Genomic DNA, 20,760 nt, shown 5'->3' with positions numbered 1-20,760 from the left:
CGCCTGGCGCGCACCTGGGAGGGTTTGTGGAATTCACGTTTGCCTGGCGGCGCCCTGCCGCCATGATGGCGCTGGCTGCCCTGTCGGCGCCGGCCTTTGCCGCCGAAGACGATCGTCCGGTCACGGCCTCGCTCGGAGGCCGCCTGCACCTGGACTTCGCCACCTTCGACAACGACAACCGCGGTACGCCGAACAAGGATGACACCGAGATCCGCCGTGCCTGGGTCGATGTGTCCGGCAAGTTCTTCGTGGTCGACTACAAGCTGGAAGCCGATTTCTCCGGCGACCGCGTCGAGGCCAAGGACGTGTACCTGGCGCGCAGCTTCGGCAAGGTCGGCAAGCTGACCGTCGGCCAGTTCAAGCAGTACTTCTCGCTGGATGACCGTACCAGCTCCAACTACGGCACCTTCCTGGAGCGCGGCAACGCCGGCACCACGCTGGCGCCGCTGTACCGCCTGGGTGCGTCATGGCAGGCCAACCCCGGTGACTTCACCTGGGCGGCCAGCATCTACAGCCTGGAAAGCATCGACGCCTGGCAGGTGAAGGGCCGCGCCGCCGGTGGCCGCGTCACCTGGGCGCCCTCGCCCAGCGAGGGCGACGTGCTGCACCTGGGCCTGTCGCTGGCCCGTGAGGCCTACGACAACCCCGGCGCCAACGGCGTGCCTGGCCTGCGCATCCGCCCGCGCCCGGCCGGCCACCTGTCCGACGAGAGCCGCCTGACCCTGGTCGACTTCTCCGCCGGCCGCGATACCGACGTCAACAAGTGGTCGCTGGAATACGCGCAGGTGCGCGGTCCGCTGTCGTGGCAGGGCGAATTCAGTGGCGCCACCTTCGACGACGGGGCGCAGCGTGGCGACGTGATGGCGGCCTACGGCATGCTCAGCTGGTTCGTCACCGGCGAAAGCCGCGCCTACGACCGCAAGACCGGCCGCTTCGCGCGGGTGAAGGACATCCGGCACAAGGCCGGTGCCTTCGAAGTGGCGCTGCGCTACGACCAGATGTGGGGCGCACAGCACCTCGACGGTGCCCCTGACCTGCGCCGCGGCAGCACCGAAGCGTGGACGCTGGGTGGCAACTGGTACCTGCGCGACAACCTGCGCTTCATGCTCAACGTGATCGAAAGCCGCAACCGCGACCGCCTGGCCGGGGTCACGGTGGACCGCACGCGTGCGGTCACCGGCCGCCTGCAGTACGACTTCTAAGCCCGACATTCCGGGCATTCCGCCCGGGCCCCTTCCACTCCCCCACGTCCTGTTTTCGCAAGGAGTCCGCAGATGATGCTGAGCATCCTCGGCTTTGGCATGGTCATTACGTTCATGTACTTGATCATGAGCAAACGCCTGTCGCCGCTCGTCGCCCTGATCACCATCCCCATCCTGTTCGCGCTGATCGGCGGCTTCGGCGCCAACATCGACGAGATGATGCTGGAGGGCATCAAGAAGATCGCGCCCACCGGCGTGATGCTGATGTTCGCCATCCTCTACTTCGGGGTGATGATCGACGCCGGCCTGTTCGATCCGCTGGTGCGGGTGATCCTGCGCTTCGTGAAGGGCGATCCGATGAAGATCGTGCTCGGCACCGCGGTGCTGGCGATGCTGATCTCGCTGGACGGTGATGGCTCGACCACCTACATGATCACCGTCTCGGCGATGCTGCCGCTGTACCAGCGGCTGGGCATGAACGCGCTGAACATGACCTGCGTGACCATCCTCGCCGGCGGCGTGATGAACCTGACCCCGTGGGGCGGCCCGACCGCACGCGCGGCCACCGCGCTGCACGTGGACCCGGCCGATGTGTTCGTGCCGCTGATCCCGTCGATGGTGATCGCCTGTGCCGGCGTGCTGCTGCTGGCCTGGTACCTGGGCCTGAAGGAACGCCGTCGCCTGGGCGTGGTGACCCTGCCCAAGGGCGGCAGCTGGATGGACAACAGCGTGTCCGATGACAGCAACCCGCTGCCGACCGTGGAAGACGCCGAGGACATCAAGCGTCCGAAGCTCCTGTGGGTCAACCTGGCCCTGACCGTGGCGCTGATGACCGCGCTGATCATCGGCGTGCTGCCGATGCCGGTGCTGTTCATGGTCGGCTTCGCCATCGCCCTGGTGATCAACTACCCGAACCTGGCCGAGCAGCGCCGCCGCGTGGTCAACCACGCCGGCAACGTGCTGTCGGTGGTGTCGCTGATCTTCGCCGCTGGCATCTTCACCGGCATCCTCAACAACACCGGCATGGTCGAAGCGATGTCGCACAGCTTCCTGGCGGTGATCCCGGAATCGTGGGGGCCATACCTGGCGGTGATCACGGCGGTGGCGTCGATGCCGTTCACCTTCTTCATGTCCAACGACGCGTTCTACTTCGGCGTGCTGCCGATCCTGTCCGAAGCCGCCGGCAACTACGGCATCACCCCTGTGGAAATGGCGCGCGCCTCGCTGGCCGGCCAACCGGTGCACCTGCTCAGCCCGCTGGTGCCGTCCACCTACCTGCTGGTGGGCCTGGCCAAGGTCGAGTTCGCCGACCACCAGAAGTTCACCCTGAAGTGGGCCATCGCCATCTCGATGCTGTTGATGGTCGGCAGCCTGCTGTTCGGCCTGTATCCGCTCGCCGCCTGACCCCTTACCAAGGAGCCTTCTGCAATGACGCTTCGAATCGCTTACGTCACCAGCGGCATGGGCAGTGTCGGTACTGCCATCTGCCAGAGCCTGGCCCGCAGCGGCCACACCGTGGTCGCCGGTTGCGCGCCGAATTCGCCGCGCAAGGCCAACTGGCTGCGCGAACAGCGCGAACAGGGTTTCGACTTCATCGCGTCCGAAGGCAACGCGACCGACTGGGCCTCGACCAGCGCGGCGTTCGCCAAGGTCCGCGCCGAAGTCGGCGAGGTGGATGTACTGGTCAACAATTCCGGCGGCAGCCGCGACCTGCTGTTCCGGCAGATGACGGTGGAAGACTGGAACGCGGTGATCGCCTCCAACCTCAATGCGCTGTTCAACCTGACCAAGCAGGTGGTGGACGGCATGGCCACGCGGGGCTGGGGCCGCATCATCAACATCGGTTCGGTCAGCGCCCACAAGGGCCAGATCGGCCAGGTGAACTACGCCACCGCCAAGGCCGCGATGCATGGTTTCAGCCGTGCGCTGGCCGCGGAAGTGGCCTCGCGCGGGGTGACCGTCAACACGTTGTCGCCGGGCTATATCGCCAGCCAGGCCATCAGCAGCTTCCCGCCGGATGTGCTGGACCGACTGGCCGCCTCGGTACCGGTGCGCCGCCTCGGTCGCCCGGAAGAAGTGGCCGGCCTGTGCGCGTGGCTGGCCTCGGACGAAGCCTCGTACGTGACCGGCGCCGATTATCCGGTCAACGGTGGCCTGTACATGGGTTGAGCCCGTCTCCACGCAGCGCGTGGACCGCCTCCCCCACGGAGTGCGCGGGGCCGGTGAACCTTCGCTTGCGAGGGGGATCCGGCCCCTTTTTTCTACCTGTACCCGGTGCGTGCTATACCGGCAGCATCCGTGCACCGGGAGTTCGCCCATGCAGCGTCTGTGGTGGGGAAACCTTGCGATCCTGCTGCCTGCACTGTGTGCGGCGGCCGCACCCGACCAGTTGCCGATGGCTGACGATGTGCAGGCTGATCGTCTGCTCGAACTGACCCTCAGCTGGGGCAAACCGTTGCCCCGCGCGGCGCAACTGGAAGACCTTCGCGCCATGCTGCCGGCGACAGCGGCCGTCATCGAAACACCTTATGCATTGCCGGGCATCACGCTGCCGCCGGTGGCCCTGTCCCCACCGCTTCGGATCACCGGCGGCATAGTCCTGCTGCAGGCCGATCGCCAGCACGTGCACTCCGTGCGCCTGGATGTCGGAGGCGTCTGTGTGACGCGTCGGCAGATCGTCCAGCGCCAGGCCGCGCCAGCGCATGTTCTTCCTCCTTCAGGCCACGCCCCGGAGCAGGCATTGACGTTGAGCTACCCGGCCCCGGACCGATGGGTGAGCTACCTCTTTCCCGGATTGCATCACACGTGCGTCGCGGAGGTGATCCTCAAGCCGGCAGACGCATCGCCGCCATGACAAGAATGTTGCAGGACGCACACCACTGTCCTGCACCGTTCGTTGGTTTTCCGTAAAGAAGGTTTCATGTTCCGTTCGCATAGTGGCCATGCACCGCGCACGCGTGCCGGTGACCACCCCCAATGCAACGGACCACCATGCAGACCCGACACCTGACGATCGCCGTGGCGATCGCGCTCTCCGCCGCCGCCAGCGCCCATGCCGCCACCGCCGCCGATGCCGGCGCCAGCACCGATGCCGCGCTGAGCGCGCAGACGCTGGATACCGTCTCCGTGATCGGCCAGGGCGAGACCCGCCAGGTGCAGCGCATCACCGCCGTCGACAAGCAGGTGCTGCCGCCGGGCACCAGCGGCCAGAAGATCCTCGATCGCCTGCCGGGCGTGTCGGTGCAGTCCAACGACGCTTTCGGCGCCAACGAAGAATCGCAGACCATCAGCCTGCGCGGCTTCGACAAGAGCCGCCTGGGCTACACGCTGGACGGCATCCCGCTGGGCGACAACAGCTACGGCAACTACAACGGCCTGAGCATCGCCCGCGCGATCATCGCCGAGAACCTGGCCGGTGCCGAGCTGTCGCAGGGCATCGGTTCGCTGGGCGTGGCCTCGACCAGCAACCTGGGCGGCACCATCCAGTACTTCTCGATGGACCCGTCCACCGAATTCGGCGGCCGCGCCAGCGTCACCGTTGGCGACAACAGCCAGCGCCGTGGCTACCTGCGCGTGGATACCGGCGACATCAACGGCTTCTCGGCCTACGTGTCCGGCGTGCACCAGGACCAGGACATGTGGGCTGCGCCGTACCAGAACCAGACCACTCGCCAGTTCAACGCCAAGGCGGTGTGGAACGTGGGCGACCATCGTTTCGGTGCGTTCGTGGCCACCTCGCGCGCCAGCCAGGCCAACTACGCCTACCTGTCCAAGGACATGCTGGCCCGCGGCCTGGGCTATGACTGGAACATCTACGCACCGGACTGGGATCGAGCCGTGGCTGCTGCGTACTGCGCGCCGGGCACGCTGGACCGCAGCAAGTGCAGGTTCAGCGGTGGCGTCACCAGCATCGACGATGCGTACTACCAGAGCCGTGCACTGCGTGACGACAACCTGTACTCGGTGGATGCCGACCTGCGCCTGGGTGAGCAGGGGCGCCTGAAGCTGCTGGCCTATCACCACGACAACCGTGGCCAGGGCCACTGGTGGGCACCGGGCCAGCCGTCCTACCCGGGCACCGACAAGATGCTGCCGATCTCGATCCGCAGCACCAACTACACGATCAACCGTGATGGCCTGACCGCCGCACTGTCGTGGACGGTCGGTATCCACGAGCTGGAAGCCGGCCTGTGGTACGAGCAGAACGACCATAACGTGTCGCGCAACTTCTACTACATCAGCGGCCCGTTCCTGGACGACCTGTACCTGAAGAACCCGGACCGCCTGCTGTTCAACCAGGACTTCGACATCCGCACGCGCCAGTTCTACGTGCAGGACCGCATGCGCTTCCTCGACCAGCGCCTGACCGTGGACGTCGGCATCAAGAGCCCGAACACCCGCATGCGCGCCACTGCCAACCCGGGCGTGGAAACCAGCATCGCCTCAGGCACGCTGACTGCCAAGGCATCGGTGCTGCCGCAGCTGGGCCTGGGCTTCAAGCTCAACGCCAACAACGAGCTGTTCGCCTCGTATGCCGAAAACATCGCTGCCTTCGTCGGCGGTGGCAGCGGCGGCCCGCTGCAGGTGTCGCCGGAATCGTTCGCGGCCAGTGCCGGGCTGGAGCCGGAGAAGTCCAAGAGCCTGGAAGCCGGCTTCCGTACCTTCGGCGAGAAGTACCAGGCGTCGATCGCGGGCTACAACGTGAAGTTCGACAACCGCCTGCTGTCGCTGAACCCGTGCTCGAGCATCGAAGTCGGCACGCGTCCGGAGTGCGTGACGCGCTTCATCAACGTCGGTTCGGTGAAGAGCTACGGCGCGGAACTGACCTTCATCCTCAAGCCGATCGACGGCCTGCAGTGGTACAACGCGCTGTCCTGGAACAAGACCACCTACGAGGACGACTACCTGTCCGGCGGCGCGGTGGTGCCGGTGGCCGGCAAGATCACCGTGGATACGCCGCAGCGCATGGCCTCCAGTGAAATCAGCTGGAACCGCGATGGCTTCTTCGCCAGCCTGCGTGCCAAGTACACCGGCAAGCGCTACTACACCTACACCAACGACCAGTCGGTGCCGGGCGTGACCACCTTCGACGCCGGTGCGGGCTACGATTTCGGCCCGGGCCTGGGCCTGCGCAATGTGCGGGTGTCGTTGAACGCGACCAACCTGACCAACAAGCGCTATGCGGGCCAGTTGAGTTCGTTCGCACCGACCGATCCGGAGGGCAAGCGTTATGCGATCCATGCGAGCGCACCGCGGCAGTTGTTCATGACGGTGGCGGCGGAGTTCTAAATCGAAAGCGGGCGCTGCGGCGCGTTGATTGTTCCTGCATAGCGTGGGTAGGCAGGCCCATGCAGGACACGCCGTAAACCCATCCATGGGGGCTCGATCGGCGCATCCATGCGCCTCACGGTCCTGCATGGGCCTGCCTACCCACGCTGGACAGTTCCCCGCGCCGGCGCGGAGGCAATTGAAAGCAAGAGCAAAAGCAAAAGCAAAAGCAAAGAGCCGGGCGTTGCCCGGCTCTTTGCTTTTCAAGCGCAATCCCTCTGGTGGACCTGCTACCGCGCCCGCAGAAAACTGTCTGGAGGAGGCGGGGCACCCTGGCCAGGACCGTTGGCGCCATGGGCCCGAGGCATGCCTCGGGCGGGTTGGGCAGGACGCCCAACCCCGGTCTTGCCGTGTGCGCAGGACAGCGCGCACGAGCAAGGCGCCATCGAGCACCATGGAGGGGCTTTTGCGTGTCCTGGCCAGGGTGCCCCGCCTCCTCCCCACCGATAGCAGGCAGGCGCTGGCGGGTCCGCCAACGCATTTCATTCCGGCGCCAGCTGGTCCATCCGTATCCGGTTGGCGAACAGCGAGAACGCCAGCATGCCGGCCAGGCCGTTCGCCCGGCTCATCCAGTGCGGCAGCCAGCGCGGCGGCTTCAGCACCCCCGCATCGAACAACGGCGCGAACGCAATCGCATCGGTCAGGCTCATCTTGCCGGCAAACAACCAGCGGCAGACCTGCAGGCGGTCCTCGGCCAGCATGTGGCGGAAGAACGTGTGCACCGACACCAGGCCGCGCAGGTACACCGTGTCCTTGGTGAAGGCCAGGCTGCCACTCGGCGGTACCCCACGGAACACGCGCTGTGCCGAGGCGAAGCTCTCCTCCGCGTTCTGCCCGGCATCGCAGAAATAGCGGAACACTTCGATGAAATCAGCACCTTCGCGGGCCATCGCAATCGCTTCGGTACGCAGGCTGATGCGCTTCAGGCGCTCGATGTCGATGCTGCCGGTGATCTGCTCGGCAAAGGTGGCCAGCCCTTCCTGGGTTGCCGTCACCCGCGGCGAGGACAGTGCCAGGCTCGGCAGCACCGGCTGCTCGCGGCCGTTCAGGGCGGTCAGCGAATGCACCAGCGCTTCATGGTGGAACAGCTGCGCGCGGTCGTAGGCACTGAAGCGCGCACTGGTGCGCAGGCGGATGCGGGTCGGGCCGGCGGCGGCCTTGGACACCAGCTCCGGGTCGAGCTGTACCTGGATGATGCGCGATTCGAAGAACGCGTCCAGATCGTTCTGCAGTTGCAGTTGCAGCGCGATGGCCGAGACCGGCACCTGTTCTTCCGGCGCCAGCAGTTCGTGGTCCAGTTCGGCGGCGATCTGGATGAAGTGGCGTGCAGCCTCACGCGTACTGGGGCCATTGCCCGGCAGCGGCTGCTCGGGGGCGCCGAACAGCTGCACAGAACAGGTATCGACTGCAGCGGTGCCCAGCCCTTCCAGCAGCTGTGCGGCCAGGTCCCAGCTCTGTGCCGACTGCCGCACGTAGTGGCCCAGCGGATGGCTGTCGTCACAGTCGGCGGCGATCGCGGCCAGCGCGCGGCGTTCTTCGCTGAAGTCCAGCTTCGGGTAATCCACCTTCGGCAGTACCGGCTGGCCACGCGCCACGCTGTCCAGGAACGGTGCCTGCACCGTGGCTGGCCAGCTGGTCAGGCCCAGCAGGCGGATGCCTCCCACGGCCTCGACCAGGCGCGCATCGAGCGCTGCATGGTGGGCCACGTCACGGTCCAGCGTCGCAGTCGGTTCCATGCGCGGACTATAGCGCCCTGCCCGCACGTTGGTAGGTGCAATGGATCGGGTAGCTGCCAACCTTGGTTGGCATCCGCCGAAGGCGGACTTCGGATACATCCGTGCCAACCAAAGTTGGCACCTACCAGGAGCGGGCAGTTGGCATCCACCCGAAGCAGGCAGAGGCGGGTTTCATTGCAGGGGTCAGCGCCCATTGCGGTGCAATGGGATCCGACCCCGCGATACCGATCAGCGCCTGCGCGGCTTGCCGGCCGGGCGGAACTGCTGGCCCTTGCCCTTCTTGCCGCCGCGTTCCTGCGCGGTTTCGGCCTGGCGCACCGCCAGCTTGGCGGCAGCGGCGGCCACTTCTTCCTTCAGCTTGAAGTAGTTCAGCAGCCGGCTCTCTTCGATCTCGCCGGCCTCGATCGCTGCACGCACGGCACAGCCCGGTTCCTGCTGGTGCTTGCAGTCGTTGAAACGGCACTGTGCGGCCAGCGCTTCGATGTCCGCGAACCCACCCTCGGACAGGGTCTCTTCGCCGGTCGGCTTCAGCTCGCGCATCCCGGGGGTGTCGATCAGGCAGGCGCCGGTCGGCAGCGGCATCAGCGCGCGGTGCGTGGTGGTGTGGCGTCCGCGCGAATCGTTGGCGCGCACCGCGTTGGTCTTCATCCGCTGCTCGCCCAGCAGGGTGTTGGTCAGCGTGGACTTGCCGGCACCGGAGGAACCGACCAGCACCACCGTGCGGCCCGGGCCCAGCCACGGCTGCAGCACCGCCACGCTGTCGGCATCCAGGCCGTTGATCGCATGCAGCGCGATGCCCTGCATCTCCAGCTCTTCCAGCACCGCCAGCGCATCCTCGCTGTACTCGGTCTGGTCGGCCTTGGTCAGCACCACCACCGGTTCTGCACCGCCACCACCGACCAGCAGCAGGTAGCGTTCGATGCGGCGCGGATTGAAGTCGGCATCCAGGCCACAGACGATGAACACCGTATCGATGTTGGCCGCGATCACCTGCTGGTGGTAATGCTCGCCGGCCGCACCGCGCTTGATCGCGGTACGCCGCGGCAGCAGGGCGACGATGCGGATGCCATCGAGCAGCACCCAGTCACCCACCGCTGGCCGTTCATGGCTGGGGAAGCGCGGGCGCTGCCATTCCGGGAGGGACTCGGCCTTGATCGACGCATCCGGGCCATCGGCCACCACGTAGTGGGTGCGGTGCTGTTCGATCACCCGTGCCGGGCGGGCCTGCGGATGTGCGGCCATCGCGGCCTGCCAGTCGGCCTGCTGCGCCGGGCCCGGCCAGGGCCAACCAATGGTCTGCAGGGCGAAGAAATCGGGGGTCTGGGTCATCGCCGCCATTCTACCTGTGCCGGCGCCCTGCCAGCCCAGCAATGACGGGCCCGGAGCCCTTGCCATGCATTGCAGCAATTCCGGTAGGATGGAAGCCCCATGCCTTTTGACGGCCCAGCTCCCATGTCCACCAACTCGCCCAAGCCCCTGGCCATCCGCGAGCGCCTTTCCGAAGTGCGCTACGAAATCCGCGGAGAACTGGCGCGGCGAGCCCGGGAGCTGGAGGCGCAGGGCCGCAAGCTGATCAAGCTCAACATCGGCAATCCCGGCGCCTTCGGTTTCCGCGCGCCGGAGCACCTTCAGCGTGCGATCGCCGACGACATGGGCCGCACCGACCCCTACACGCACCAGCAGGGCCTGCCGGTCGCGCGTGAAGCCATCGCCAGCTACTACGCCCGCCGTGGCGCGCCCGATGCGCACCCGGACCGCGTCTTCCTCGGCAATGGCGTCAGCGAACTGATCGACCTGTCGCTGCGTGCGCTGCTCAATCCCGGCGACGAAGTGCTGGTGCCCTCGCCCGACTACCCGCTGTGGTCGGCCTCGACCATCCTCAACGATGGCCGCCCGGTGTACTACCGCTGCGCACCGGAGAACGGCTTCCAGCCGGACCCGAGCGAGATCGAGACACTGGTGTCCTCGCGCACCCGCGCCATCGTGCTGATCAACCCGAACAACCCCAGCGGCGCAAGCTACCCGCGCGAACTGCTGGAGCGCGTGGTCGAGATCGCGCGCCGCCACAACCTGCTGTTGCTGGTTGATGAGATCTACGACCAGATCCTGTACGACGACGCGGTGTTCCAGCCGGTCGCACCGCTGGCCGGTGATCATCCGTGCCTGACCTTCAGCGGCCTGAGCAAGGTGCACCGCGCCTGCGGCTGGCGCGTGGGCTGGGCCCACCTCAGCGGCGACGATGCCCGCCTGGGTGACTTCCGCGCGGCGCTGGACCTGCTCGGTGCGCTGCGCCTGTGCGCCAACGTGCCGGGCCAGTACGCCATCGAGGCCGCGGTGAACGGCCCGGACACCATTTCCGAGCTGTGCACGCCGGGCGGCCGCCTGTATGAAACCCGCCGTGCGGTGATCGAAGCCTGCGAAGCCAGCGAACACCTGTCGCTGGTCGCGCCGGCCGGTGCGCTGTACGCGTTCCCGGCCGTGGTCGGCGCTGCGGCGAAGGGCTTCGACGACCACAACTTCGCGCTGGACCTGATGAACAACGAGGGCGTGCTGGTGGTGCCGGGCTCGAGCTTCAACGTGCCCTACCGCCACCATTTCCGCGTGACCCTGATGCCGGAAGCCTCGGTGATGCGCGATGTATTCGCGCGCATTGACCGTGCCCTGGCCCGCCGTGCCGAGGACGCGACCAAGGTCGTGCCGCTGAAGCCGCGCCGTTCGGTGGCCTGACCTGTGACCCTGTCCTACCTGGCGCTGGGCGATTCGTACACCATCGGTGAAGCGGTTGCAGTCGAAGGCCGCTGGCCGCACCAGCTGGCTGCCGCGCTGCGTGCACAGGGCACTGAGCTGTCCGATCCGCAGACCATTGCGACTACCGGCTGGACCACCGACGAGCTCGATGCGGGCATCGATGCGGCCGCGCCGCAGGGGCCGTTCGATTTCGTCAGCCTGCTGATCGGCGTCAACAACCAGTACCGCGGGCGTCCGCTGGACGAATACCGCAGCCAGTTCCAGGCCCTGCTGCAGCGGGCGATCGGTTTCGTTGGCGGTGATGCCGGCCGCGTGCTGGTGCTGTCCTTCCCCGATTGGGGTGCGACCCCGTTCGGCGCCGGCAGTGGCCGCGACCTGGCCGCGATCGAGATCGAGACCGACGAATTCAATGCGGCTGCCGAGGTGATCAGCACCCAGCAGGGCGTGGCCTTCGTCGACATCACCGATATCAGCCGCGCGCAGGGCGAAGACCCGACGATGATTGCCGAGGACGGCCTGCATCCTTCAGCGCGGATGTATGCGCTGTGGAGCGCGCGCGCTCTGCCGGTGGCCGCGCATCTGCTTGGCGGCACGGACTGAGGCGATGGACGGCACGCCACGGAACGGCACGCCCCTGCCCTGCACGCCCCTGACCGCCCCGCAGGCCCGCGCGATCGCAGAAGCATTCCGGCCAGCGCAGGCCTGGGGCAGCCGCCGCGACTACTACTACACCCGCGGCAAGCTCGGCAGCGATCCGCTGTACGACGGCGTGCTGCAGCATCTGCCTGACGATGGGCAGCCGGTGCTGGACCTGGGCTGCGGGCTGGGCCTGTTCGCCCATGTGCTGCGCCAGCGCGGCGGTACCCAGCATTACCTGGGCGTGGACGTGGATGCCGGCAAGATCACCCGCGCGCAACGTGCTGCCGCCGACCTGCAGGACGTGCGCTTCGACTGCGTGGATGTGCAGGCGCCGCTGCCGGCGCAGGCCGGGCACGTCCTGCTGCTGGACGTGCTTCAGTATCTGGACGCGGGCCCACAGCAGGCCCTGCTGCGCGCGGCCAGCGCGCAGGTGGCCCACGGCGGCTGCCTGCTGCTGCGTACACCGCTGGCCACCGGCGATGGCCGCGACCGCACCACGCGGGTGGCCGACCGGCTGGCCTGGCTGATCGGCTGGATGGGCACACGACCGCGCCACTATCCCGATCCGCAGGTATTGCAGACAACGCTTGCCGAAGCTGGATTGCAGGTGACCGCACCCCGCCCGCTGCACGGGCGTACCCCCTTCAACAGCTGGCTGCTGGTGGCCAAACGCCCCGCGTTGTAGGGCCGAACCCACGCTCGGCTGTGCTGTTGCGGTAGATCCACGCCATGCGTGGATGGTCTCGCGACCATTCCTGTAGGGGCGAGCCCACGCCCGGCTGCCCAAGCGGCCAGAAGCCTGGTTTACAGGACCGGCAGCCGCGCCTTCAGCCCCCGCTCGTCCAGCGCCTGCAGCACGCGCTCGATGATCACCAGGTTGTGCCCATGGGCGGCACCTTCGTGCAGCAGCACGATCGCGCCCGGGCGCAGGTCTGGCAGCAGCCGTGCCAGCACGCCGTCCGGCGTGCAGCCGACGCCGTCGTAGCCGCGCGCGCTCCAGCCTACCCGGACCAGCCCCAACCGCTGCAGCACCGGCGCCACGAACGGATTGGTCATGCCCACCACCGAGCGGTACCAGCGCACCGGCTGGCCGCTTACCGCCTGCAGGGCATGCTGGCAGCCCTCGATCTCGGCGCGCATCGCCGCCGGGCCCAGCCTCCAGAAGCGCGCCTGCGGATGGCTGTGGCTGTGATTGCCGAGGTCATGGCCACGGCGCAGGATCTCCTGCACCAGTTCCGGCTGCGCCAGCGCTCGTTCCCCCACCAGGAAGAAGGTGGCGCGTGCCTGGTGGCGGTCCAGCAGGTCGAGCACGGCGCGGGTTTCCGGACCGGGGCCGTCATCGATGGTCAGCCATACCGTGTTGGCGGCCTCCGGCAGTCGGCTCAGCACCGGCGCATAGAAGCGGCTGTTGGGCAGGAACACCGGCACCATGAACAATGCGTGGCTGGCCACCATCAGCGGCAGACCCCACTGCCAGCCGTCCAGGGCCCAGACCAGGATCACGACCAGCTGCGACGCCACCAGCCAGGGCAGCCAGCGCCAGGGGCGGGCCGGGATGCGATGCAATGTTCCTGCGTTGCTCATCCCCCATGATGCCATGGGGGTTAGAATTGATGATTCGAATTCCCGGAACCCCGACGTCCATGTCCCTCGATCCCGCCCTGCGTTCGCGCATCGAATCCATCCTCAACGCCAACCGCGTCGTGCTGTTCATGAAGGGCCAGCCGTCGATGCCGCAGTGCGGTTTCTCGGCCAAGGCCGTGGGCGCCCTGCAGGACCTCGGCGTCGAGTTCGCCCACGTCAACGTGCTGGCCGACCAGGAAATCCGTGAAGGCATCAAGGCCTACGGCGACTGGCCGACCATCCCGCAGCTGTACATCGACGGCGAACTGGTCGGCGGCAGCGACATCGTGCTGCAGATGGCCGCCAGCGGCGAGCTGAGCAGCGTGCTGGGCCTGGCTGCGCCGGACCGTACCCCGCCGAGCATCACCGTCACCCCGGCAGCCGTGGAAATGCTCAAGGGCGCGCTGGCCGATGCCCCGGGCGCGGCCCTGCAGCTGTCCATCGACGCCGGTTTCCAGCCGAACTTCCAGCTGGCCCCGCACGACGAAGGCGCGATTGCCGCCGAGTCCAACGGCCTGCGCGTGCAGTTCGACCTGGCCAGCGCGCGTCGCGCCAACGGCATCACCATCGACTGGGTGGACGACATCCGCGGCAAGGGCTTGGCCATCGACAACCCGAACGCGCCGAAGCCGGTACAGGAAATCAGCGTGCGCGATGCCGACGACCTGGTGCGTGCCGGCAACATCACCCTGGTGGACGTGCGCCCGGCCGACGAGCGCGCCATCGCAGCCGTCGGCGTACCGTTCAAGAGCTTCGACGGCAACGGCCGCGCCGCGCTGGAAGCCCTGCCGAAGGACACCGCGCTGGCCTTCATGTGCCACCACGGTGGCCGCAGCGCGCAGGCCGCCGAGCAGTTCCGCGCCCTCGGCTTCACCAAGGTGTTCAACGTCACCGGCGGCATCAACGCCTGGTCGGAAGACGTGGACAACGGCGTGCCGAAGTACTGATCGGCACTGAAAAAGGGGACGGAGGGAATTAAGTCGTTTGTGGCAAAAACGACTTAATTCCCTCCGTCCCCTTTTTCTTAGCCGGCGAACCCGCCTTCGGCCAGGTAATCCAGTTCTTCCGGCGTGGGGATGCGGCCCAGCACGGCGTTGCGATGCGGGAAGCGCCCGAAACGGCGGATGATGTCGCGGTGCAGTTCGGCGTACTGCAGGTATTCCTTGTCACCCAGCACGTCGAACATCGCCACCGAGCGGTCCTGGTCCAGCGGATCCTCGGAGTGCTCGAACGGCAGGTAGATGAAGGCGCGCAGCTTCGGCACCAGCTGCAGGTCCAGGCCTTCCTCGATGGCGCGCATGGCGTAATGCCGGGCCAGGCCATCGGTGGCGTAGGAATGGGCAGTACCCCGGAAGCAGTTGCGCGGGAACTGGTCCAGCAGCAGCATCAGGGCCAGCGCCCCTTCGGCACTGCCCAGCCAATGTTCGCGCGCGCGCGAAGCGGCGGCGAAATGCTCATCCAGAAACAACTGGCGGAACTGCGCGTCGAACGCGTCGTCGCGGGCGAACCACTTCGCAGGGCCCGCCTCCTTCCAGAATTCCACCACTTGCGCGGCAACGTCCATCACCTACTCCCCAGGGCCGGCGCGCCGCGCCAGGCCATCATCATCATTCGTCGAAGCGCAGGTGGCGGACCGACTTGCCGTTGCGCCGGATAAGCTTAAGCGCCTCGATACCGATCTGGATATGGTTTTCCACGAACTGGGAGCTGACCTTGGCATCGGAGGCTTCGGTCTTGACCCCATCGGGGATCATCGGCTGGTCCGACACCAGCAGCAGCGCACCGCTGGGGATGTGGTTGGCGAAGCCGGCGGCGAACACGGTGGCGGTTTCCATGTCGATGGCCATGCAGCGCATCGCCCGCAGCCGCTCCTTGAAGGCCTCGTCGTGCTCCCAGACCCGGCGGTTGGTGGTGTAGACGGTGCCGGTCCAGTAATCGTGGCCGAGGTCGCGGATCATGGTCGAAACCGCACGCTGCAGCGCGAAGGCCGGCAGCGCCGGTACTTCCGGCGGCAGGTAGTCGCCCGAGGTACCCTCGCCACGGATCGCAGCGATCGGCAGCACCAGGTCGCCCAGCTGGTTCTTGCGCTTGAGACCACCGCACTTGCCCAGGAACAGCACCGCCTTGGGCATCACCGCCGACAGAAGGTCCATGATGATCGCGGCATTGGGACTGCCCATGCCGAAGTTGATCATGGTGATGCCATCGATGGTGGCACTGGCCATTGGCCGGTCCAGGCCGATGACCGGCGCGCCGGTCAGCTCGGAGAACGTATGCAGGTAGCCGCCGAAGTTGGTCAGCAGAATGTGCTGGCCGAACTGGTCCAGCGGTACGCCGGTATAGCGCGGCAGCCAGTTGTCGACGATTTCCTGCTTGCTCTTCATGGGCAGTCCGGTACGGCGGGGGACCGGGTATTTTCAGCCACCCGGCCGGTGCCGTCGAGCCACCGTCGACAGGCCTGTGAAGAAGGTCACTTGGCAAGCCCGCCGCCTCCGGGCTAGCGTCGACGGTTGGACCAGCTGCAAGGGGAAATGCATGGCATCGACGTTGTTGCGCGCCGGGGTAGCCCTGGCACTGCTTTCATTGAGCACGGCTCCGGCGGTGGGCGCCTCGCGCTTCGTCGCCGATCCCTACCCCAGCACCTACCAGGCGCATCCCGATGCGCCGGTGCTGATCCAGAACGCCACCGTGCTGACCGGCACCGGCCAGCGCCTGGACAATGCCGACGTGCTGCTGCGCGAGGGCCGCATCGTCGCCGTTGGCCGCCAGCTGCAGGCCGATGCCGGTGTCACCCGCATCGATGCGCAGGGCAAGTGGGTCACCCCTGGCCTGATCGACGTGCACTCGCACCTGGGCGTGTACCCCAGCCCCGGCGTCGGCGCGCACAGCGACGGCAACGAGATGACCGCACCGGTCACCGCCAACGTCTGGGCCGAACACTCGGTGTGGCCGCAGGACCCGGGCTTCGCCACCGCGCTGGCCGGCGGCGTGACCAGCATGCAGGTGCTGCCGGGCTCGGCCAATCTGGTGGGTGGCCGCGGCGTGACCCTCAAGAACGTACCCGCGGTGACCTACCAGGCGATGAAGTTCCCCGGTGCACCCTGGGGCCTGAAAATGGCCTGCGGCGAGAACCCCAAGCGGGTCTATGGCGAAGGCAAGGGCGTGACCCCAGCCACGCGCATGGGCAACGTGGCCGGCTACCGCGCCGCCTTCATCGATGCCGCCGACTACATCGCCAAGAACAAACCGAAGCCGGCCAAGCGCAAGGGCTGGTTCGGCAGCGACAAGGGCGACAGCGCCGGTGATGCCGGCGGCAAGCGCGATCTCAAGCTGGACACGCTGGCCGGTGCGATCGAAGGCGACATCCGCGTGCACATCCACTGCTACCGCGCCGACGAGATGGCCACCATGCTCGATCTGGCCAAGGAATTCGGCTTCAAGGTAGCCGCCTTCCACCACGGCGTGGAGGCCTACAAGCTGGCCGACCGGCTGGCCGCCGACGGCGTCTGCGGTGCGCTGTGGGCCGACTGGTGGGGCTTCAAGATGGAAGCCTTCGACGGTATCCCGGAGAACATCGCGCTGGTCGACCGGCCGAAGAACAGCTGCGCCATCGTCCACTCCGACTCACCCGAAGGCATCCAGCGCCTGAACCAGGAAGCGGCCAAGGTGATGGCGTCCGCGCGCCGCGCGCGCATGCCGGAGATCACACCCGAACATGCCATCACCTGGATGACCGCCAACGCCGCCAAGGCACTGGGCATTGAAGGCCAGACCGGCACCCTGGAGGCCGGCAAGATGGCCGATGTGGTGGTCTGGAACGGCAATCCCTTCAGCTCGTACGCGCTGGCCGAGAAGGTCTTCATTGATGGCCGCAGGTTGTACGACCGCAGTGCACCGGCAGCGACGCCGCGTTCCGATTTCCAGCTTGGCCAGGAGGTGCGCTGATGGGCGTGTTGAACAAGCGTCGCCGGGCATGGCCCGGCGCTACCTTGGTTGCGCTGTTGTTGATGACAACCGCAGCCTCGGCGCAGGACCTGCTGGTGCGCAACGCGACCGTGCATACGGCCAGCACGCGTGGCAGCCTGCAGAACGCCGATGTGCTGGTGCAGGGCGGCATCATCCGCGCGGTGGGCAACGGCCTGTCGGCGCCGGCCGGCACCAGCGTGGTCGAGGCCAATGGCCGTCCCCTGACACCGGCACTGTTCGGTGGCATCACCGAGATCGGTATCGAAGAAGTGTCGGGTGAATCGAGCACGGTGGACAGTTCGCTGAAGCTCGGTGAGCAGCCACTGCGCCCGGAATTCGACGTCACCCTCGCCTACAACCCGGCCTCAGTGCTGATTCCGGTCACGCGCCTGGAAGGCATCGGCTTCACCGCGCTGGGCGCTGCCACCGGCGGTGGTTTCGTGGCCGGCCAGGGCGGCGTGATGCGGCTCGATGGCAGCACCGATCCGATCGGCCCGCGTGCCCTGTTCCTGCGCATCGGCGCAGCGGCCTCAGAACTGACCGGCCATTCGCGTGCCGCACAGTGGATGCTGCTGCAGCAGATGATCGACGAGGCGCGTGGCCAGGTGGCTGCGGACTCGCCGCATGCATTGCTGACCCCGGCCGGGCGCCGCACGCTCAGCCGCTACCTGGCCGGCCAGGGCCGCATCGTGGTGGAAGTGGACCGTGCCGCCGATATCCGCCAGCTGCTGCGCTGGGCCGCCCGCGAGAAAGTGAAGATCGCCATCGCCGGCGCCAGCGAAGCCTGGCAGGTCGCGCCGGAGCTGGCCGCCGCACAGGTGCCGGTGTTCGTTGACGTGCTGGCCAACCTGCCGGCCAGCTTCGACCAGATCGGCGCCACCCTGGAAAGCACCGCGCGCCTGCAGCGTGCCGGCGTGGCGGTTTCCTTCGTGCAGCGCGGCGACGCCACCCACAACGCGCGCAAGATGCGCCAGCTGGCTGGCAATGCAGTGGCCAACGGCCTGCCCTGGGCTGACGGTCTGGCCGGGCTGACCCGGGTACCCGCACAGGCGTTCGGCGTGGCCGACCAGATCGGCAGCATCGAGCCCGGCAAGCGCGCCGACCTGGTGCTGTGGGAGGGCGATCCGCTGGACGTGGCGCACTATGCCGAGCAGGTCTGGCTGGGCGGCCGTGCGATGCCGATGCGCTCACGCCAGACCGAACTGCGTGACCGCTACCTGCAGCGCAACGCGCAGCCCTGACCGCACACGAGGACACACCGATGGCGACACTGCGCTGGTACTTCGACCTCATCTCGCCCTACTCCTACCTGCACTGGCAGAAGCTGAAGCAGCTGCCGCAGTTCGCGCAGATCCAGACCGTGCCGATTGCCTTCGGTGCGGTGCTGCATCACCTGGGCAACCTCGGGCCGGCCGAGATTCCGGCCAAGCGCCGCTTCATCTACCGCCAGCTGTTGTGGACCGCGCAGGCCGAGGGCACACCGCTGCGATTCCCGCCCGGCCATCCGTTCAACCCGCTCCCCGCCCTGCGCCTGTGCCTGGCCGCGGGTGCCAGCGTGCAGGCGGTGGACGTCCTGTTCGACTGGATCTGGCGCGACGGCAACGCGGCCGACAGCCCTGACGCCCTGCGCGAACCGGCCGCACAGCTGGGTATTGACGATGTCGCCAGCGCCATCGCCGACCCGGCGGTGAAGGAGCAGCTGCGCCGTAACACCGAGGCCGCAATTGGCGCCGGGGTGTTCGGTGTGCCGACCCTGGCTATCGATGAGGAGCTGTTCTGGGGCAACGACGCGCACCCGCTGATGGCGGCGGTGCTGGCCGATCCGGGCCTGCTGCGGCAGCCCGAATGGCTGCGCCTGGCCACCCTGCCGGTGGCGGTGCAGCGCAGTCGCTGAACAGGGCGTGGCGCGTTTCCCTCGCGCGCCTGGCTGGGATTTGAGATAGATTTCACGTTTCCGAACCTACAACCGCCCTGGAGGGGGAGCCGCGGATGCGCATCGGAATCGTCGTCGACTCGGCCTGCGACCTGCCGCCGGACTTCATCGCCACCCACAACATCGTGCTGCTGCCGATCACCGTACGCATCGGCGAAGCGGTGCTGGCCGATCATCGCGATGAACAGGCCACACTGAGCTTCCTGCACGCGCACGTGGCCGAACACGGTGCTGAAGCGGAAACCATCCCCTTCAGCGTCAACCAGATCCGCGACCTGTTCCTGCAGCAGCTGGTGATCGATTACGACCACGTGTTCTGCATGACCATCACCAAGACCCGCAGCCCCATCCATGACAACGCGCTGCAGGCCAGCTTCGCCATCCTCAACGACTACAAGCCGGTGCGGCAGGCGGCCGGTTACAACTCGCCGTTCGCGCTGCGCGTGCTCGACACCCAGAACCTGTTCGCCGCGCAGGCGGTGACCGCAGTGGAAGCGGTGCGCCTGCGCGACAGCAACGCCAGCGTGCAGCAGATCCGCGAGCGGCTGGAGGAGCTGGCCAGCAACGTGCACGGCTACATGGTCACCCGTGACCTGTACTACATGCGCGCGCGTGCGCGGCACAAGGGCGACCGCAGCGTCGGCCTGCTCAGCGCGGCGCTGGGCAGTGCGCTGGACATCAAGCCGGTGCTGCACGGTTACCGCGGCGAGACCGGACCGGTGGCCAAGATCAAGGGCTTCGACAACGCCGTGCAGAAGCTGTTCGCGGTAGTTGGCCAGCGCGTACGCGCCGGGCTGATGACACCGACGGTGTGCGTCAGCTACGGCGGTGAGCTGGAAGAACTGCGCACCCTGCCCGGCTATGCACAGCTGAAAGAGGTCTGCGCCACCCATGGCGTGACCGTGTACGAATCGGTGATGAGCCTGACCGGCATGGTCAACGTCGGCAAGGGCGCGGTCACCGTGGGCTTCGCCGATGGGCCGCATCGGTTCGAGTGAGGCCCCGACGCGGCGCGGATCTGCACATCGATTCCACCGCGGTTGTGCCAGTCTTCCCGCACTTCAAGGAGAACTCCATGCCTGCGCAGTACCACATCAGCCTGCCCGACCCGTCCAAGGCCCGTGGCAATGACCCTGACCTGTCCTTCCACTCGCAGGGCGCCGCCGGTTTCGCCGAAGAGCTGCAGGATGCCCTGCGCAGCGGCACGCTGTTCGAGCGCTGGAAGGCCAAGCAGCCTGACCCGGACGCGGTGGAACCGCAGTGGGGCGTGACCGATCCGGATGCCACCGTGACCGGCGAGCAGAAGGACCTGCGCATCAACCTGGTGGCCACCACCCGCATCGACAGTGACGTGTTCAAGCAGCGCCTGCGCCTGCTGGCCGGCCACCATTGGGAACTGCGCGACGTACGTTGAGACCCCGCTCTGGTAGATGCCAACCTTGGTTGGCGCCTCCTAAAAGAGCTGCCAACCAAGGTTGGCAACTACCGGGGCACACGGTAGTGGGGGGGGGGGGGCCGGCCCCCCCCCCCCCCCCCCGCCCGCCGCCCCCCCGCCGCCCGACCCCCCCCCCCCCCCCCCCCCCGG

The 20,760-nt window shown here is 67.4% G+C and carries 19 protein-coding genes; 14 read left to right on the top strand and 5 right to left on the bottom strand.

Annotated elements, in window-relative coordinates; translation table 11 throughout:
* Positions 1-62 precede the first annotated feature (62 nt).
* The 5 genes from V3B25_RS12910 to V3B25_RS12890 all read left to right on the top strand — a co-directional run bounded on the left by V3B25_RS12910 (position 63) and on the right by V3B25_RS12890 (position 6,491).
* The gene (locus V3B25_RS12910; RefSeq protein ID WP_329810819.1) at positions 63-1,202 is read left to right on the top strand and encodes a porin; all 1,140 of its coding nucleotides are present in this window, start codon (positions 63-65) and stop codon (positions 1,200-1,202) included.
* A gap of 75 nt (positions 1,203-1,277) precedes the next feature.
* The gene (locus tag V3B25_RS12905) at positions 1,278-2,606 is read left to right on the top strand and encodes a CitMHS family transporter (RefSeq protein WP_032130486.1); all 1,329 of its coding nucleotides are present in this window, start codon (positions 1,278-1,280) and stop codon (positions 2,604-2,606) included.
* A gap of 24 nt (positions 2,607-2,630) precedes the next feature.
* A complete protein-coding gene (gene phbB / locus V3B25_RS12900) occupies positions 2,631-3,371 on the top strand; it encodes an acetoacetyl-CoA reductase (protein ID WP_005419193.1) in 741 nt (246 codons plus the stop codon).
* 148 nt (positions 3,372-3,519) lie between these two features.
* On the top strand, positions 3,520-4,056 hold the full coding sequence (locus V3B25_RS12895) for a hypothetical protein (protein WP_329810809.1): 537 nt from the start codon (positions 3,520-3,522) through the stop codon (positions 4,054-4,056).
* A 137-nt stretch (positions 4,057-4,193) separates the two neighbouring features.
* Positions 4,194-6,491, top strand: coding sequence for a TonB-dependent receptor (locus tag V3B25_RS12890; protein ID WP_329810808.1), 2,298 nt, complete (start codon positions 4,194-4,196; stop codon positions 6,489-6,491).
* Between the two features lie 521 nt (positions 6,492-7,012).
* Here the strand turns inward: V3B25_RS12890 and V3B25_RS12885 are convergent.
* Entirely contained in the window at positions 7,013-8,266 is a 1,254-nt protein-coding gene (locus tag V3B25_RS12885) for a flavohemoglobin expression-modulating QEGLA motif protein (protein ID WP_329810807.1), read from the bottom strand.
* A gap of 228 nt (positions 8,267-8,494) precedes the next feature.
* Positions 8,495-9,604: a ribosome small subunit-dependent GTPase A gene (gene rsgA / locus V3B25_RS12880; protein WP_049421802.1), complete on the bottom strand. Its 1,110-nt coding sequence runs from the start codon at positions 9,602-9,604 to the stop codon at positions 8,495-8,497.
* 114 nt (positions 9,605-9,718) lie between these two features.
* Between rsgA and V3B25_RS12875 the strand changes: the two genes are divergently transcribed.
* Genes V3B25_RS12875 through V3B25_RS12865 form a run of 3 tightly spaced genes read left to right on the top strand, consistent with a single transcriptional unit; the run spans position 9,719 to position 12,338 of the window.
* A complete protein-coding gene (locus V3B25_RS12875) occupies positions 9,719-10,993 on the top strand; it encodes a pyridoxal phosphate-dependent aminotransferase (protein WP_032129867.1) in 1,275 nt (424 codons plus the stop codon).
* Between the two features lie 3 nt (positions 10,994-10,996).
* A complete protein-coding gene (locus V3B25_RS12870) occupies positions 10,997-11,614 on the top strand; it encodes an SGNH/GDSL hydrolase family protein (RefSeq protein ID WP_329810806.1) in 618 nt (205 codons plus the stop codon).
* 4 nt (positions 11,615-11,618) lie between these two features.
* Positions 11,619-12,338, top strand: a complete 720-nt coding sequence (locus V3B25_RS12865) for a class I SAM-dependent methyltransferase (protein WP_329810805.1) — start codon at positions 11,619-11,621, stop codon at positions 12,336-12,338.
* Positions 12,339-12,457: 119 nt separating this feature from the next.
* Here V3B25_RS12865 and V3B25_RS12860 read toward each other — a convergent pair whose 3' ends face one another.
* The gene (locus tag V3B25_RS12860) at positions 12,458-13,237 is read right to left on the bottom strand and encodes a polysaccharide deacetylase family protein (RefSeq protein WP_329810804.1); all 780 of its coding nucleotides are present in this window, start codon (positions 13,235-13,237) and stop codon (positions 12,458-12,460) included.
* 59 nt (positions 13,238-13,296) lie between these two features.
* On the opposite strand from V3B25_RS12860, the gene grxD reads away from it, so the two are divergent.
* Complete coding sequence (gene grxD / locus V3B25_RS12855; protein WP_049421809.1) at positions 13,297-14,223, top strand: Grx4 family monothiol glutaredoxin; 927 nt, start codon at positions 13,297-13,299, stop codon at positions 14,221-14,223.
* Positions 14,224-14,300: 77 nt separating this feature from the next.
* Here the strand turns inward: grxD and V3B25_RS12850 are convergent, their stop codons facing one another.
* Positions 14,301-14,840 carry a DUF924 family protein gene (locus V3B25_RS12850; RefSeq protein WP_049421811.1) on the bottom strand — a complete coding sequence of 180 codons (540 nt, stop codon included), beginning with the start codon at positions 14,838-14,840 and terminating at the stop codon, positions 14,301-14,303.
* A 43-nt stretch (positions 14,841-14,883) separates the two neighbouring features.
* Positions 14,884-15,660, bottom strand: coding sequence for an AMP nucleosidase (locus V3B25_RS12845; RefSeq protein ID WP_005414446.1), 777 nt, complete (start codon positions 15,658-15,660; stop codon positions 14,884-14,886).
* Positions 15,661-15,811: 151 nt separating this feature from the next.
* Here V3B25_RS12845 and V3B25_RS12840 point away from each other — a divergent pair, with 151 nt between their 5' ends.
* The 5 genes from V3B25_RS12840 (at position 15,812) to V3B25_RS12820 (ending at position 20,589) form a co-directional block, all read left to right on the top strand.
* Complete coding sequence (locus tag V3B25_RS12840) at positions 15,812-17,221, top strand: amidohydrolase (protein WP_049421813.1); 1,410 nt, start codon at positions 15,812-15,814, stop codon at positions 17,219-17,221.
* Complete coding sequence (locus tag V3B25_RS12835; RefSeq protein ID WP_329810803.1) at positions 17,221-18,483, top strand: amidohydrolase family protein; 1,263 nt, start codon at positions 17,221-17,223, stop codon at positions 18,481-18,483. The genes V3B25_RS12840 and V3B25_RS12835 overlap by 1 nt, the downstream gene beginning before the upstream one ends.
* 20 nt (positions 18,484-18,503) lie before the next feature.
* The gene (locus V3B25_RS12830) at positions 18,504-19,136 is read left to right on the top strand and encodes a 2-hydroxychromene-2-carboxylate isomerase (RefSeq protein ID WP_049421816.1); all 633 of its coding nucleotides are present in this window, start codon (positions 18,504-18,506) and stop codon (positions 19,134-19,136) included.
* Positions 19,137-19,231: 95 nt separating this feature from the next.
* Positions 19,232-20,173 (top strand): DegV family protein, encoded by a 942-nt coding sequence (locus V3B25_RS12825; RefSeq protein ID WP_032129875.1) that lies wholly within the window; start codon positions 19,232-19,234, stop codon positions 20,171-20,173.
* Between the two features lie 77 nt (positions 20,174-20,250).
* Positions 20,251-20,589: a hypothetical protein gene (locus tag V3B25_RS12820; RefSeq protein WP_006469105.1), complete on the top strand. Its 339-nt coding sequence runs from the start codon at positions 20,251-20,253 to the stop codon at positions 20,587-20,589.
* The last annotated feature ends 171 nt before the right edge of the window (positions 20,590-20,760 follow it).

The organism is Stenotrophomonas sp. SMYL8, from assembly GCF_036320065.1.
GTDB classification, from domain to species: domain Bacteria; phylum Pseudomonadota; class Gammaproteobacteria; order Xanthomonadales; family Xanthomonadaceae; genus Stenotrophomonas; species Stenotrophomonas maltophilia_A.
The sequence above is the reverse complement of the archived record's forward strand: the minus strand, read 5'-3'. Positions and strand labels throughout refer to the sequence as shown.

Bases quoted from the DNA above. Each gene is read 5' to 3' on its own strand.
- V3B25_RS12835 (WP_329810803.1), top strand. From the start codon at position 17,221: ATGGGCGTGTTGAACAAGCGTCGCCGGGCATGGCCCGGCGCTACCTTG.
- V3B25_RS12825 (WP_032129875.1), top strand. From the start codon at position 19,232: ATGCGCATCGGAATCGTCGTCGACTCGGCCTGCGACCTGCCGCCGGAC.
- V3B25_RS12845 (WP_005414446.1), bottom strand. From the start codon at position 15,660: ATGAAGAGCAAGCAGGAAATCGTCGACAACTGGCTGCCGCGCTATACC.
- V3B25_RS12865 (WP_329810805.1), top strand. From the start codon at position 11,619: ATGGACGGCACGCCACGGAACGGCACGCCCCTGCCCTGCACGCCCCTG.
- V3B25_RS12850 (WP_049421811.1), bottom strand. From the start codon at position 14,840: ATGGACGTTGCCGCGCAAGTGGTGGAATTCTGGAAGGAGGCGGGCCCT.
- grxD (WP_049421809.1), top strand. From the start codon at position 13,297: ATGTCCCTCGATCCCGCCCTGCGTTCGCGCATCGAATCCATCCTCAAC.
- V3B25_RS12875 (WP_032129867.1), top strand. From the start codon at position 9,719: ATGTCCACCAACTCGCCCAAGCCCCTGGCCATCCGCGAGCGCCTTTCC.
- V3B25_RS12820 (WP_006469105.1), top strand. From the start codon at position 20,251: ATGCCTGCGCAGTACCACATCAGCCTGCCCGACCCGTCCAAGGCCCGT.
- rsgA (WP_049421802.1), bottom strand. From the start codon at position 9,604: ATGGCGGCGATGACCCAGACCCCCGATTTCTTCGCCCTGCAGACCATT.
- V3B25_RS12910 (WP_329810819.1), top strand. From the start codon at position 63: ATGATGGCGCTGGCTGCCCTGTCGGCGCCGGCCTTTGCCGCCGAAGAC.
- V3B25_RS12905 (WP_032130486.1), top strand. From the start codon at position 1,278: ATGCTGAGCATCCTCGGCTTTGGCATGGTCATTACGTTCATGTACTTG.
- V3B25_RS12890 (WP_329810808.1), top strand. From the start codon at position 4,194: ATGCAGACCCGACACCTGACGATCGCCGTGGCGATCGCGCTCTCCGCC.
- V3B25_RS12830 (WP_049421816.1), top strand. From the start codon at position 18,504: ATGGCGACACTGCGCTGGTACTTCGACCTCATCTCGCCCTACTCCTAC.
- V3B25_RS12840 (WP_049421813.1), top strand. From the start codon at position 15,812: ATGGCATCGACGTTGTTGCGCGCCGGGGTAGCCCTGGCACTGCTTTCA.
- V3B25_RS12885 (WP_329810807.1), bottom strand. From the start codon at position 8,266: ATGGAACCGACTGCGACGCTGGACCGTGACGTGGCCCACCATGCAGCG.
- V3B25_RS12860 (WP_329810804.1), bottom strand. From the start codon at position 13,237: ATGAGCAACGCAGGAACATTGCATCGCATCCCGGCCCGCCCCTGGCGC.
- phbB (WP_005419193.1), top strand. From the start codon at position 2,631: ATGACGCTTCGAATCGCTTACGTCACCAGCGGCATGGGCAGTGTCGGT.
- V3B25_RS12895 (WP_329810809.1), top strand. From the start codon at position 3,520: ATGCAGCGTCTGTGGTGGGGAAACCTTGCGATCCTGCTGCCTGCACTG.